General features: G+C 39.1%; 15 protein-coding genes. 4 read left to right on the top strand and 11 right to left on the bottom strand.

The window, feature by feature from the left end:
• Window positions 1-20 precede the first annotated feature (20 nt).
• The 3 genes from MP622_RS06750 to MP622_RS06740 all read right to left on the bottom strand — a co-directional run bounded on the left by MP622_RS06750 (window position 21) and on the right by MP622_RS06740 (window position 3,364).
• Window positions 21-1,307 (bottom strand): acyl-CoA dehydrogenase family protein, encoded by a 1,287-nt coding sequence (locus MP622_RS06750; RefSeq protein WP_243793481.1) that lies wholly within the window; start codon window positions 1,305-1,307, stop codon window positions 21-23.
• Between the two features lie 233 nt (window positions 1,308-1,540).
• Entirely contained in the window at window positions 1,541-2,914 is a 1,374-nt protein-coding gene (locus MP622_RS06745; protein ID WP_243793162.1) for an AarF/ABC1/UbiB kinase family protein, read from the bottom strand.
• 147 nt (window positions 2,915-3,061) lie between these two features.
• Window positions 3,062-3,364: a hypothetical protein gene (locus MP622_RS06740; protein ID WP_151504598.1), complete on the bottom strand. Its 303-nt coding sequence runs from the start codon at window positions 3,362-3,364 to the stop codon at window positions 3,062-3,064.
• Between the two features lie 281 nt (window positions 3,365-3,645).
• Here MP622_RS06740 and prmB point away from each other — a divergent pair, with 281 nt between their 5' ends.
• The 3 genes from prmB (at window position 3,646) to MP622_RS06725 (ending at window position 6,452) form a co-directional block, all read left to right on the top strand.
• Complete coding sequence (gene prmB, locus MP622_RS06735) at window positions 3,646-4,656, top strand: 50S ribosomal protein L3 N(5)-glutamine methyltransferase (RefSeq protein WP_243793161.1); 1,011 nt, start codon at window positions 3,646-3,648, stop codon at window positions 4,654-4,656.
• Between the two features lie 12 nt (window positions 4,657-4,668).
• On the top strand, window positions 4,669-5,763 hold the full coding sequence (gene aroC / locus MP622_RS06730; protein WP_044738464.1) for a chorismate synthase: 1,095 nt from the start codon (window positions 4,669-4,671) through the stop codon (window positions 5,761-5,763).
• A gap of 152 nt (window positions 5,764-5,915) precedes the next feature.
• A complete protein-coding gene (locus tag MP622_RS06725) occupies window positions 5,916-6,452 on the top strand; it encodes a GNAT family N-acetyltransferase (protein WP_243793159.1) in 537 nt (178 codons plus the stop codon).
• 46 nt (window positions 6,453-6,498) lie between these two features.
• Here the strand turns inward: MP622_RS06725 and MP622_RS06720 are convergent, their stop codons facing one another.
• The 8 genes from MP622_RS06720 to MP622_RS06685 all read right to left on the bottom strand — a co-directional run bounded on the left by MP622_RS06720 (window position 6,499) and on the right by MP622_RS06685 (window position 12,437).
• Window positions 6,499-6,798 (bottom strand): cyd operon YbgE family protein, encoded by a 300-nt coding sequence (locus MP622_RS06720; RefSeq protein ID WP_016167791.1) that lies wholly within the window; start codon window positions 6,796-6,798, stop codon window positions 6,499-6,501.
• 3 nt (window positions 6,799-6,801) lie between these two features.
• On the bottom strand, window positions 6,802-6,903 hold the full coding sequence (cydX, locus tag MP622_RS06715) for a cytochrome bd-I oxidase subunit CydX (RefSeq protein ID WP_206258358.1): 102 nt from the start codon (window positions 6,901-6,903) through the stop codon (window positions 6,802-6,804).
• 23 nt (window positions 6,904-6,926) lie between these two features.
• Window positions 6,927-8,072: a cytochrome d ubiquinol oxidase subunit II gene (gene cydB, locus MP622_RS06710; protein ID WP_016167792.1), complete on the bottom strand. Its 1,146-nt coding sequence runs from the start codon at window positions 8,070-8,072 to the stop codon at window positions 6,927-6,929.
• Window positions 8,069-9,649: a cytochrome ubiquinol oxidase subunit I gene (locus MP622_RS06705; RefSeq protein ID WP_016167793.1), complete on the bottom strand. Its 1,581-nt coding sequence runs from the start codon at window positions 9,647-9,649 to the stop codon at window positions 8,069-8,071. Before MP622_RS06705 ends, cydB begins: the two co-directional genes overlap by 4 nt.
• Window positions 9,649-9,840: a cytochrome oxidase putative small subunit CydP gene (gene cydP / locus MP622_RS06700; protein ID WP_016167794.1), complete on the bottom strand. Its 192-nt coding sequence runs from the start codon at window positions 9,838-9,840 to the stop codon at window positions 9,649-9,651. Before cydP ends, MP622_RS06705 begins: the two co-directional genes overlap by 1 nt.
• Before the next feature lie 633 nt (window positions 9,841-10,473).
• The gene (locus MP622_RS06695) at window positions 10,474-11,091 is read right to left on the bottom strand and encodes an OB-fold-containig protein (RefSeq protein WP_243793157.1); all 618 of its coding nucleotides are present in this window, start codon (window positions 11,089-11,091) and stop codon (window positions 10,474-10,476) included.
• A 15-nt stretch (window positions 11,092-11,106) separates the two neighbouring features.
• Window positions 11,107-11,415 (bottom strand): Rieske (2Fe-2S) protein, encoded by a 309-nt coding sequence (locus MP622_RS06690; protein WP_165492958.1) that lies wholly within the window; start codon window positions 11,413-11,415, stop codon window positions 11,107-11,109.
• A 14-nt stretch (window positions 11,416-11,429) separates the two neighbouring features.
• The gene (locus MP622_RS06685) at window positions 11,430-12,437 is read right to left on the bottom strand and encodes an adenosine kinase (protein WP_243793154.1); all 1,008 of its coding nucleotides are present in this window, start codon (window positions 12,435-12,437) and stop codon (window positions 11,430-11,432) included.
• A gap of 147 nt (window positions 12,438-12,584) precedes the next feature.
• Here MP622_RS06685 and MP622_RS06680 point away from each other — a divergent pair, with 147 nt between their 5' ends.
• Complete coding sequence (locus MP622_RS06680; protein WP_243793153.1) at window positions 12,585-13,034, top strand: GNAT family N-acetyltransferase; 450 nt, start codon at window positions 12,585-12,587, stop codon at window positions 13,032-13,034.
• Window positions 13,035-13,087: the final 53 nt, after the last annotated feature.

The raw sequence follows: 13,087 nt of genomic DNA, 5'->3' as shown, positions 1-13,087 counted from the left end.
GATACCTTTATTTTATTCTTTTAAGCGTGTAAACCTGAATGTAAGATCGCCGTAGCACGTAAATCACGGTACCAACGTTCTACGGGATGTTCTTTTGTGAAACCATGTCCACCTAAAATTTGCACGCCGTCTGTACCAATTTTCATTGATTTTTCAGCGCAAAGTAGACGAGCAAGATACGCTTCACGATGATAAGGTTTACCTGCTTCTGCCAAACTTGCAGCATTCAACACCAACATACGCATGGCATCAATTTCAATCGCCATATCTGCAATCATAAAAGCCACGCTTTGACGATGAGAAATCGGTTCACCAAAAGCTGTTCGTTCATTTGCATAGCGAATACAGTATTGTTTAACTGCTTCACAAGTGCCTACGGCCATGGCACACCACATAAGATTTCCTAGATCTATAAAAGCTGTGTAATCAAAGTCATCATCTCCTAAGCGTTCAGCTGGAGTTTGATTAAACTGTAAAGTCATGGTTTCCGTGGCTTTTAAACCCATTGCAGGATTTTTCTGAGCACGAATAGAAGTATCACGTTTCACCACAAATACATCTGGTCGACCTTGAAATTCAGCAGTTACAAGAAATACATCGGCGGTTTCACCCAGCATTACCAATGTTTTTTCACCACTTAAATAAATTTGACCATCATTGTTGAGGGCTTTGGTTTTAAGCTGCATTGGATTGAATGCAGGTGTATTTTCTTGGACAGCAAAGCTGGCTATGACTTCACTATCTTCAGCAAATGCAGATAAATAACGTTCTTGTATCTGTTCGGAACCCCATTGTGTTATGGCATTAATTACACTAAACGTTGAGAGCATTCCTGCTGTTAGGCTGAAATCGCCTTTGGCCAAGTGTTCTGCAATTAAGATATGACTGATGATGTCTTTTTCAGTGGCAACACCCCCAAAAGATTCAGGTAATGCATAATAATTTAAGCCTAATTCATCAACGTGTGCCCAGAGTTGCTGAGGGAATTGTTCTTGATGGTCGGCTTGATGGGCAAGTGGGTAGAGAACTTCTGTCGCAAACTGACTCATGGCATCGCAGGTCATCTGCTGTTCCGCGGTTAAGCTGAGGTCGAACAGAGATTTTTGCTGACTAGGTAGGCGTTGTTTAGCATAAGGCTCCGCACCATTAAAAACCTTTTGTGTTTTGCTTAGGGCTTTAAAACTGGTTTTAGAGCCTTGATATAATGATTTTTCTAAGAATTTTCTGAGCTTAAGTTGATCCAGAACGTCGCTTCCAGCAATTTTTGTAATCAGCGATAAACCTAATCCTTGTGCCTTATTGACCATATTTGTCATTATTTTTCGTTCCATATGAGCATAATTGCTATTTTTATGCTGACATGACGTTATATAAAAAACTATGTCATTGTTGACATACTCAATTGTCAAAGATAAACGGTAATCTAATAACAGGATTTGGATTAATGTACTGATTTATATTATGAATATTTATGGTTGAATTGTCGAAATGAGGTGTGTATTGACTAGAATGACAAAGTTGCCATTCTAGTCCGAGTAAATTAAATAAAAGATTTAATCATGTCGCGGACATTGGTTTTGGCATCAATTACGGTCATAAAGGTATATGCCCCGATAAATTTGCGACTAATAAACATAAATTCTTTTGGTGGAACACTGAAATAACGGGAAGCCATTGATTTAGACGCTTGTTGCATCACTCGGCTATGTAACAGACTTTTTTTCCAGTCGTAGCGGTAATGCTCATCCATCACACCAGCAGGCAAATCTTTGTTATTGGCAGGGCAGCTAAATGCTTCGGTTGCCAATAAGAAAACTTTCGCCATATCGGGTTTAATACTTTGCGGGATTGAGTCAAAAAACTCATATCCAGTCATTGCATTTACCATTGCTTGTGGATCATGCAGATAACCTGCATGAATAAGATTGCGAGCCACACTGAGTAAGTGTTGATCGAATTGACGAATGGCACCAAAGTCGAGTAAAACAATTTGGTCAGGTTGTTGCTCTCCATCTCCTAAGCGAACTAAATAGTTGCCAAAATTAGGATCGGTTTGCATTTCACCCCATTCAAAAATCTCACGTACCGCAATTTCTAAAGAAGCTTCACCTAAAAGATTACGACGATTTTGTGGTAAGGAAAGCATCACGGGGCTGTTAATCGGCACACCACGTTCAAATGTCATGCATAGAATTTGGTCAGTACAAAATTCATCAATAATTTCAGGCACGATGTAACGCGGATCATCTTTCAGTCGTTCAGCAAAACGTCTAGTGGTTGCCGCTTCAATGTCGTAACTTACTTCACGATGCATCATTTCGCGCACTTCATCAAACCACTGATCAAATTCTCGGGTTTGTGGCACCATGCGCGTCAATTTGAGCATGTTTTTAAACAAGCTCATATCGGAATCAATTGCATCAGCAACCCCTGGATATTGAATTTTCAATACCAGTTCTAATCCGTCCGATTTACGTGTTGCACGATGGACTTGTGCCAATGAAGCTGTACCAAGTGGCTCATGATCAATGGTCAGTTCATGAATTTTATCACCCAGTTGTTGCTCTAAATGCTGCTTAATCGCAGGCCACGCCAGTGCAACGGTTTGGTTGTTCAGGGTGTTTAGAGCTTGAGTAATTTCTTCTGGCAAGAAATGTTCGCCATATAAAGCCATCATTTGTCCAATCTTTACAATCGAACCTTTTAGTTTGCCAATTTCAGCAACTAAATAGTTCGCTTGCTCTTTCATGGCTTGTTTACGTTTTTTTTCTTTTTCAGCTTCACTAGAGAACATTGATGTCGCATTGGATGCCGCCCAACGAGTTCCCGCCAGTAAGGATGCTTTTGCAATAGATAAGCGACGATCCATAGAGGAGGTTTTAAGTTGTTTGAGCTTATCATTCTGATCTGACATTCAATGCAATCCTTAATCAGCAATTCACAGAAAAGTTAATTGTAACGGATATTAACGTGTCTTCACGTATTAAAAAAGTTCAACTTGCTGAATGACGCGGTTTTTTTAGAACTGTATCTAAATTTATGCAGAATCAGAGCATTCTGTTTACATATGAAATTTTATTTTCAGTGCTTCTTTGTTCGAGAGTTGTACCTTATGGTTTTGGATATAGGTTGTAATCATGTTTTGCACGCTAATGTGAGTAAAACCATGTGCATAACCTTTAACAATCACAATACTGGGTAGGCTGAAAAATAAATATTTAGCGTCATCTAGAGTAGGGCTATTAAAAACCTGATGTTCTGAGAGTTGTTGCATTAAAAATAATTTTTCAGAAAGAATATCGGGCGATTCATTGCTCCAATAGTTTTGGCGCATCGCCATAAGATTGTTGTGTTTATAGCTCATATCAAGAAAAGGAGTAAATAATGAGCTATTTATAAGTCTCTAAAGTCTCTAATTCAAGTTGCTTTTGGCGAGAACGATTAAAGTTTTGTATCTGTTTATTAAGGGGCAAGTTTGGATATTAAATCTATCCAGTAGTCTTATATAGATTGAATTTTAATGAAATTGCAGGTGATTGAAAAATGGAATGAAATAGAGAAGAAACACAGTTAAGCATTATAAAATCAGGCAAAACAAGGTATCATAAGCCGTTTTTTATGATTTTGACCTTGGAGACGCCTTAAGTGGATCGACCGACTATTAGCCCTGAACATTTACAGGAAGCCGCTGAAACCCTCACTACTATTCGTGATTTTATCCGTTTTGGGGTAACAGCATTACGTCAATACGATGCACACTTAGGTCAAGGTACAGAAGACTTTTTTGCTGAAAGCTCAGCATTAGTATTACAGACGTTATCTTTAGACTGGAACGCAGATTCTGAAATTTTAGATGCAAAATTATTAGCAAGTGAAAAAGCAGAATTCCTACAATTGCTTGAACGCCGTATTAATGAAAAAGTACCCACTTCATATCTATTGAATTTGGCGTATTTCTTTAATAAGCCATTTTATGTGGATGAGCGTGTACTTATTCCGCGTTCGCCAATTGCTGAACTCATTGAAAACCGTTTTGCACCTTATTGTTTAGATGAAAATGGTGAAATGCGTGCAGCGGACAATAATCTTCCTATCAATACTCAGCCTAAAACACCGCAACGCATTTTAGATATGTGTACTGGTTCAGGTTGTATCGCCATTGCTTTGGCTTATGCATTCCCAGATTCGGAAGTGGATGCTACAGATATTTCAAAAGAAGCATTAGAAGTTGCTTCTATTAATGCTGAACATCACGATAAGCAATATCAAGTTGCGTTATTAGAGTCAGATTTGTTCGCTAAAATTCCTGCTGAAAATCAGTATGACTTAATTGTATCGAACCCACCGTATGTGGATGCGGAAGACATGGCAGATTTACCAGATGAATTCCGCCATGAACCAGAGTTGGCTTTGGCTGCTGGACAAGATGGTCTTGATTTAGTGCGTAAAATGTTGGCACAAGCCGCAGACTACTTAACAGAAGATGGTTTAATTGTTATCGAAGTTGGAAATTCTGAATGGGCGATGAAACAAAACTTCAATACCATCGATTTCCATTGGTTGAAATTCCAAAAGGGTGGTTCAGGCATCTTTGCTTTAACAGCTGCACAATGTCGCCAATTCCGTGATTTATTCATTCAATCTGTTCAAGCATAAGGAGTTGTGAACATGGCAGGTAATAGTATTGGACAACTCTTCCGTGTAACGACCTGTGGTGAATCTCATGGTGTAGGCTTGATGGCAATTGTGGATGGCGTTCCACCAGGGCTTGAGCTTTCTGCTGAAGATTTGCAAAAAGATTTAGATCGTCGTAAACCAGGAACCTCGAAATTTGCCACGCAACGTAAAGAACCTGATGAAGTTGAAATTATTTCAGGGGTTTTTGAAGGTAAAACTACAGGTACACCGATTGGTTTATTAATCCGCAATACAGATCAAAAATCTAAGGATTATGGCAATATCGCGCAGACTTTCCGTCCAGGACATGCGGACTACACTTACACACAAAAGTACGGTTTCCGTGACTATCGTGGTGGTGGTCGTTCTAGCGCGCGTGAAACAGCGATGCGTGTTGCTGCGGGAGCTATTGCGAAGAAATACCTTGCAGAAAAATTTGGAATTTTAATCCGTGGTCATGTGACTCAAATTGGTACTGAAAAAGCAGAAAAGTTAGATTGGAATGAAGTTCCAAATAATCCATTTTTCTGTGGCGATGTCGATGCAGTGTCACGTTTTGAAGCCTTAGTTACTTCATTGCGTGAGCAAGGTACAAGCTGTGGTGCAAAATTAGAGATTTTGGCTGAAAATGTTCCTGTGGGTTGGGGTGAGCCAGTATTTGATCGTTTAGATGCGGATATTGCCCATGCCATGATGTCAATTAACGCTGTGAAAGGGGTTGAAATTGGCGATGGTTTTGCAGTTGCTGAACAGTTTGGGCATGAAACACGTGACGAATTAACCACAGATGGTTTCTTGGCAAATCATGCAGGTGGTATTCTTGGCGGTATTTCCAGCGGTCAAACCATTCGAGTTGCGATTGCGCTTAAACCTACTGCAAGTATTACCACACCTGGTAAAACCATTAATATTGATCGTGAAAACACAGATGTTTTGACCAAAGGTCGTCACGATCCATGTGTGGGTGTGCGTGCGACACCAATTGCAGAAGCCATGTTTGCGATTGTGCTGATGGATCATTTCATGCGTCACCGTGCACAGAATGCCGATGTAATCGCACCATTTGCACCGATTGAACCAAAATAATTTGCATCAAAAAAACCAGTTCACATGAACTGGTTTTTTATTTAATTTTAAATAGCCTAATCATAGAAAGTAATTATAAATTCCAGAAATAGATCGCTTGCTATAAAACAATTTCTCACACCAAAATCTTGAAAATATTTAAGGCTGGATTCATGCAATCATTAAAGTTTCGTAAAGCGGAATTGACCGATTTAGACCGTCTATTACATTTAATTAATTTAGCTTATCGCGAAAATCCTATCCAGAGCTGGACCAATGAAGCAGATTATGTGTCGGGGCAAAGAATTAATAAACTGCAATTACAACAGGCTTTGATGGATGATAATTATCATCTATATGTTGCTGAAGTTGAAGATGTTATCTCTACAACATCCTTAATAGGATGTATTGGCTTGGCGTTTAATGAGGAAGAAGTGGAAATAGGGACTTTTTGTGTAGATCCTGTCTTTCAAAATACGGGTGTGGGCAAGATGATTTTATCATTCGCTGAAACGCAGGCTTTGCTAATACAACCTAATCTTAGATTGTATATGATGTATGTACTTGATATTCGTTCTGAGCTTATCGCTTATTATCAGCGTCGGGGCTATAGTTTAACTCAGGTGCGGAAGCCATATCCGATTGATGCTAACGTCGGAACGCCATTATTAAATATTGAATTACAACAATTAATTAAGCATGTCAGTTAATGTTTTAGTTCATAAAAAAGCCCTCATCATAATGAGGGCTTTTTTATTAGGCAAGGAACCAAGTGTAATATCCCCATAACATCAGGGGCCAAGCAATGAAAGGGCTAAATAACCACTTCCAGAGCCAAAAGCGAGGGATAAATCCTACGCCGTAAATGAAACCACCTGAAATACCAATCATGATAAACATCATGGCGCGGTGACTATATTCACCATTGGCATCTAACATTGCACTTGGGTGGATCAACAAGACCGCTGCGAGAGGCAATGCCAACAAAAAGGACACTGCCATTACAAACTTATTTGGTTTTTTTGGCTGTTCTGTTGTCATTGCTACGTCAGTCATGCTTTATTCCTCATCTAAATCTTGATGATGCTCGATATATAGGGCACTGAGAACACCAGCAAAGCATGCCATCAAAATACCGAGAATCCATGTAAAATACCACATAATTTATTCTCCTTAGCATCGCCTTAGTACAGGCTATGTGAATTCTCTTGAATATGTTTTTTGGTAATAACGCCCCACATTTTGTAGTAGCACCAAGTGGTGTAGCACAAAATAAGTGGTACAAAAATACATGCAGCAATCGTCATCACAGTAAGCGTAGTTTGACTTGAAACAGCGTCCCACATGGTCAAGCTTGCAATAGGATTGATACTTGACGGCATGAGGAATGGGAACAAAGCAAAACCTGCTGTTAAAATTGCACCTACAACCGCTAAACTTGAACCTAAGAAGCTAAAACCCGCTTTGTTTTTGCCTGCTGCAAGTACCACAATCAAACCACCTAAGATCCCTGTAATTGGGGCAATCATGGTGATTGGATAAGTTGAGTAGTTGTTCATCCAACCATGATTGGCATTGGTAATGACTTCTTTTGCTAATGGGTTTGCTGCACCATTGGTGTCAAATGGAGTGACTAAGGTATAACCTTCGATTCCGCCAAAATACAACCAAGCGCCAGCACCCAAGAAACAGATAAGGTAAACAATGCCCATCAATTGTGTCGCTTTAGCAGAGCGCTTTCTTAAATCACCATCTGTACGTAGCATAAGCCATGCACCACCATGTGCGCAAAGCATAGATAAACTTACAATACCGCAAACCAAAGCAAATGGATTGAGTAGCGCAAAGAAGCTGCCTGTGTAGGTCGAACGTACAGTCTCATCAAGGGTAAAGGGTACACCCAAGAACATATTGCCAAAGGCCACACCGAAGACTAGAGCAGGTACGGCACCACCGATACATAATCCCCAATCCCACGATGTACGCCATTTGGTATTTTCGAGTTTAGATCGATAGTCAAAACCTACTGGCCGTAGAAATAAGGCAAATAGAACCAGCAATAAGGCCCAGTACATGCCAGAGAAGGCTGTCGCATACACCATAGGCCAAGCAGCAAATAAAGCACCGCCCGCTGTAATAAACCAAACTTGGTTGCCGTCCCAGTGCGGAGCAATCGTATTGATTGCTGCGCGTCGCTCTTCATCTGTTTTACCTACAAATGGCATGATTGCCATAGAGCCCATATCGAAGCCATCGGTGAGGGCAAAACCAATCAGCAAGACACCGACTAAAACCCACCAGATAATTTTGAGTAATTCATATTCGATCATGCTTGAGTCTCCTCATTGCGAGCTGCTTCAAGTTTTTCAAAATGGTATTTACCTGTGTGAAGCGAACTTGGACCAAGACGGGAGAATTTGATCATTAAATACATTTCAATAATCAAAAGTACAGTATAGAACGCAGCTAAAGCAGCGATAGAACCCCATACATCACCAGTGCTTAAGCTAGATGCTGACAAGTGTGTAGGTAGTACTTCACCAATCGTCCATGGTTGACGACCAACTTCAGCAACGTACCAACCTGTTTGTGCAGCAACCCACGGAAGTGGTAAAGCTAAAAGAGCAAACTTGAGTAACCATGGTTTGTTTTCGGCATTGCGTTTTGCTACTGCAAAAGTGGCTAAAACAAATAGTAATAACATTAAGAAACCAGATGCTACCATTGCACGGAATGCCCAGAACAAACTTGGTACATGTGGAATAGTATCTAACGCGGCAGATTTGATTTGATCCTCAGACGCATCTACAACATTCGGTGTATATTTTTTCAAAAGTAGACCGTAGCCTAAATCTTTTTGAGATTGCTCAAAAGCAGCTTTAAGTTCAGGAGATGTGTCACCTGCACGAAGCTTTTCAAGTTGAGAATATGCAACCATACCATTGCGAATACGATTCTCGTGTTGAACTAAGAGGTCTTTAATGCCTGTTACCTCTTTGGTTGTCGAGCGTGTTGCAATAATACCCATGACATACGGAACTTTAATTGCATAGTCTGTGGTCATGGTTTCTTTATTTGGAATACCAAACAGCGTAAATGGTGCAGGTGCAGGGTGTGTATCCCATTCTGCTTCAATTGCGGCAAGTTTGGTTTTTTGAACATCACCTAACTCATAACCAGACTCATCTCCGAGTAAAATTACAGAAAGTGTTGATGCTAAGCCAAAAATTGCTGCAATCGCAAATGAACGACGTGCAAATGGAATATCACGCTTTTTAAGTAGGTAATAACTTGAAATTGCCAATACAAAGATAGCGCCAGTTACATAACCTGCTGAAACGGTGTGTACAAACTTAACCTGTGCAACTGGGTTGAAAATGAGTGCGCCAAAATCGACCAATTCCATACGCATGGTTTCGTAGTTGAACTTAGAACCAACAGGGTTTTGCATCCAGCCGTTAGCAACAAGAATCCACAGGGCTGACATATTAGAACCTAGAGCAACCAACCACGTCACACCTAAATGCTGAACTTTGGAAAGTCGATCCCAACCAAAGAAGAATAAGCCAATAAAGGTAGATTCTAAGAAGAAAGCCATGAGACCTTCAATTGCCAGTGGTGCACCAAAGATATCGCCTACATAGTGTGAGTAGTACGCCCAGTTTGTACCAAACTGGAATTCCATCGTTAACCCTGTTGTTACCCCGAGTGCAAAGTTAATACCGAAGAGTTTCCCCCAGAATTTGGTCATATCTTTATAGATTTCTTTACCAGAAATGACGTAAGTCGTTTCCATAATGGCAAGAATAAAAGCTAAACCAAGAGTTAGTGGAACAAAAATAAAGTGATACATCGCGGTCATTGCAAATTGAAACCGCGAAAGATCGACCACGCTTTCAGAAATCATCAACGTGTCTCCTTGATTTGGGATGGACTGCCAGCAATACGCTCAGCAACTTGATTGTCAAAGTTTTTGGGAATAGTCGGTGCATCAAACCAGATGTGTTTAATCGTGAGTAGGATAACGACCTTAATTATTAATATGATCGTTATTTCACGGACTAGGCGTTGATTAAAATCTTTTGGAACTAAGCTCATGGGAATAAGCCTGTTTTGAAACATGATTAATATTATTAAACAATTTCATACAAAAAATAAATAGGAAATACAATTAAAATAGAAATATATTATTAATTTGATATAAATCAATATTTTATGAATAACAGTGTATTATTTTTATTCTAATTTATATGGTTTATTTCAGACTAAAACAGTTGTAATTTAATTAAATTAAATCTGACTAAAATGCTTATATTTCAAAAATATTAAAACAAAGTATTTTGGTCTATTTTATAATTGACCAATTATTAAACTGTACTAAATGAGTTGGATTAGAATTTAGTTTTATTAACTAATTCTCGTTGATATTGATCACTGATTAATAAATATACACCTAATTGGGTGGGATGAGGAAGATTTATTTATTTTTCTAAAAAATAAAAATATAGGTGTATCTATGTCGTAGAGTGTTGGATTGGATTGGATTGGATTGGATTGGATTGGATTGGATTGGATTGGATTGGATTGGATTGGATTGGATTGGATTGGATTGGATTGGATTGTGAGCAAAATTACTACATTCTAGTAAATCAGCGATGAATGTATCAATAAAGATAATTTAACCGCTCGATATCATTTAGATTGGTTGGTGGTGAATCAAAGTTCCGAAATTTATTTCTGCATCTCATTTGAGAAAAGTTCATTTGATTTTGAAATTTTTTTGGCGATGTAATGTGAGTGTTTCATTCGAATTAAAATAATTTGAGATTGAAACTCCAACTCGCCAAATTCTGGTTCTACTTGTATGTAGTGTAATTGACCATATTCATCTCTAACGCGAGCTTGAGCGGAAAAACCCGGGCGAGCATTACCACTTGAAATCGTTGCGAGTCTACCTAACAAATTAGACTGGAGCTGCATTTGCGTAGGTTTAATCACCTGATCCAGACAGTGAATCATAAATACAGTAAAGAATATCGCAATAATTAATGCGGGAAGAATAACGTAATATGCGGGTAAAAAATGCTCTTGCTGTGCGAAATAGCTAAACTGAAGGAAATAGCCTGAAAAGCTAAAATTCATTAACAGGAAGACTAAAATTAAGATTTTAGAAAACTTTACGTTGAGTAAGGGGGCTTCTGCGAGTTTTTGTGGGATAACACGCTTAAAAAATTGGCTTGGTCGGATATGTAGAAAATAACCAATGGTTTCTACCAAGCTGAGTAATACAAGGGCCAATAAACTTAAATGAAACGGCATTAAATTTATATCGTGTATTAACTCAAGCATGGCAAATTCCATAGGTTATTCAGGCAAGTAGATTCCGCCATCAGAATGCACAGTTATCTCGACCTTTTCAAGTGACTGACCTAAACAAGGACCAGAGATACATTCGCCAGTTTCTACGGTAAAGAGTGCACCATGAGTCGAGCATTCAATATATTCTTGGTCACGGTCAAGGAACTGATTTTCTAGAAATTCAAGTTCTACTTGTAAGTGTGGGCAAACATTTTGATAGGCAAAAAAAGCGCCATCTCGCTGTGTAATAAAAATCGTATCACCATTTGGCGTTTCAAAAGCACGTGCTTCACGCTCTGGAATGTCTTCGGTCACACAAAGTTTATGCATTAGGCACATTCCTTCTTTTGAAAGTTTGTTAGCAATTGTGCATAGTCTTGATTTGCAAGACGTGGACCAAACTGTGAAACCACTTCACTGGAAATCAAGATCGCAAGTTCAGCCGCAGTCTGTAAATTATCACCTGTGTTCAGCGCATATAGGAATGAACCAGCGAATGCATCGCCAGCACCATTGGCATCAACCGCAGTCACAGCACGACCAGATACACGAATGGTTTCTTGTTCAGATGAAATAATCGCACCTTCTGCGCTTAATGTAATTACAACGTATTTACTATGTAGCTTCAATTTAGCCAATGCATCTTCAACTGTGGTGGTTTCGGTATACATCATAGCTTCTTGTTGATTACAGAAGAGTAAATCTACGCCATCATCTAACAATTCATTTAAACCTTCACGCGCATATTGCACCATGGCTGGATCAGACAGCGTTAATGCAATTTTGACTCCATGAGCACGTGCAATTTCACGGGCTTGTTTAACTGCTGCACGTGCTGTAGCGCTGGTAGATAAATAACCTTCGATATAGAGCCACTGTGCAGTTTTTAATGGCTCAAAATCAATTTGTTCTGCAGAAAGTTCTGCGGTAATGCCTAGGTAGGTTTGCATAGTACGTTCTGAGTCAGGACTGACCAAGACCATGCAAGTTCCTGTTACACCTTCACTGACTGATTTAGCCGTTGTTTGAATACCAGCCTCATTTAGGCCGTCTAAATAAATTTTACCTAATGCATCATTACCTACGCGGCAACCATAAAATGCTGTACCGCCAAGTGCACTAAACGCTACGGTTGTATTGGCAGCAGAACCACCTGAAGCCTGACCTTTATATACTTCGGACTGTTTAAGTTGAGTATATAAATTTGCTTGTTGATCACCATCGGTGAGTTGCATGGTTCCTTTTTGCAGGTTGTGTTGCGTAAGAAATTCATCAGAAACTTTAAATTCTTGGTCAATCAGCGCATTACCAATTGCAAAAAGATCAACAGAGGTCATGTCGTTCAATCACATCTAAAATAAAACACTAAGTTTACACCAATGCTCAGGATTGCAGAAGTTTTGTGAATAAAATTCAAGATTGTACCTAATTGATTGTGTTTTATTGTTTAATAGGCAAAACCAGTGTTAGGTAATAGATAGAAAATGGAACTCATCATTAAAGAAGCTGAACAATTACCTGCTCAAATTGAGACTTTACTCAAGTTGGCAAATAAGGAAGGAGTGAATGTTGTTCAGCGTCTCATTGACGAATATGTAAGTGGCCAAAATCAGTTTAAAGACGAAGGTGAGTTTTTATTAATTGCATACGATGGTGATAAGTTAATTGGTTGTGGTGGTTTAAACCAGCAACGCGAAGAAGAAGGACAAAGAAGTCGAATTGGACGAGTGCGACGTTTTTACGTACATCCCAAATATAGACGTCATGGAGTAGGAAAAGACTTGTTGGCATATTTAGAAAATAAAGCCAAGCCTAATTTTTCAGCGCTCTGCTTACAAACAGATACACGTTTGGCAGCAGATTTCTATCAAAAACAGAACTATGTTTGGGTCGAAAATAATCCAAGCTATAATTATTTTAAATATTTAATTTAGTTTTCAGTTATTTACTTGATTAGATACGATGCGCAGTGTGTTACTGTGTATGG

The organism is Acinetobacter sp. PK01 (assembly GCF_022819285.1).
Classification (GTDB): Bacteria; Pseudomonadota; Gammaproteobacteria; order Pseudomonadales; family Moraxellaceae; genus Acinetobacter; species Acinetobacter tandoii.
Note: the sequence above shows the minus strand (reverse complement) of the source record. Positions and strands in the feature narration are given on the sequence as shown.

What these genes read in the sequence shown, in the direction of transcription:
- cydB (WP_016167792.1), bottom strand. Translation starts at nt 8,072, where the DNA reads ATGATCGAATATGAATTACTCAAAATTATCTGGTGGGTTTTAGTCGGT.
- aroC (WP_044738464.1), top strand. Translation starts at nt 4,669, where the DNA reads ATGGCAGGTAATAGTATTGGACAACTCTTCCGTGTAACGACCTGTGGT.
- MP622_RS06750 (WP_243793481.1), bottom strand. Translation starts at nt 1,307, where the DNA reads ATGGTCAATAAGGCACAAGGATTAGGTTTATCGCTGATTACAAAAATT.
- MP622_RS06695 (WP_243793157.1), bottom strand. Translation starts at nt 11,091, where the DNA reads ATGCTTGAGTTAATACACGATATAAATTTAATGCCGTTTCATTTAAGT.
- cydP (WP_016167794.1), bottom strand. Translation starts at nt 9,840, where the DNA reads ATGAGCTTAGTTCCAAAAGATTTTAATCAACGCCTAGTCCGTGAAATA.
- MP622_RS06680 (WP_243793153.1), top strand. Translation starts at nt 12,585, where the DNA reads ATGGAACTCATCATTAAAGAAGCTGAACAATTACCTGCTCAAATTGAG.
- MP622_RS06745 (WP_243793162.1), bottom strand. Translation starts at nt 2,914, where the DNA reads ATGTCAGATCAGAATGATAAGCTCAAACAACTTAAAACCTCCTCTATG.
- cydX (WP_206258358.1), bottom strand. Translation starts at nt 6,903, where the DNA reads ATGTGGTATTTTACATGGATTCTCGGTATTTTGATGGCATGCTTTGCT.
- MP622_RS06705 (WP_016167793.1), bottom strand. Translation starts at nt 9,649, where the DNA reads ATGATTTCTGAAAGCGTGGTCGATCTTTCGCGGTTTCAATTTGCAATG.
- MP622_RS06685 (WP_243793154.1), bottom strand. Translation starts at nt 12,437, where the DNA reads ATGACCTCTGTTGATCTTTTTGCAATTGGTAATGCGCTGATTGACCAA.
- MP622_RS06740 (WP_151504598.1), bottom strand. Translation starts at nt 3,364, where the DNA reads ATGAGCTATAAACACAACAATCTTATGGCGATGCGCCAAAACTATTGG.
- MP622_RS06725 (WP_243793159.1), top strand. Translation starts at nt 5,916, where the DNA reads ATGCAATCATTAAAGTTTCGTAAAGCGGAATTGACCGATTTAGACCGT.
- MP622_RS06720 (WP_016167791.1), bottom strand. Translation starts at nt 6,798, where the DNA reads ATGACTGACGTAGCAATGACAACAGAACAGCCAAAAAAACCAAATAAG.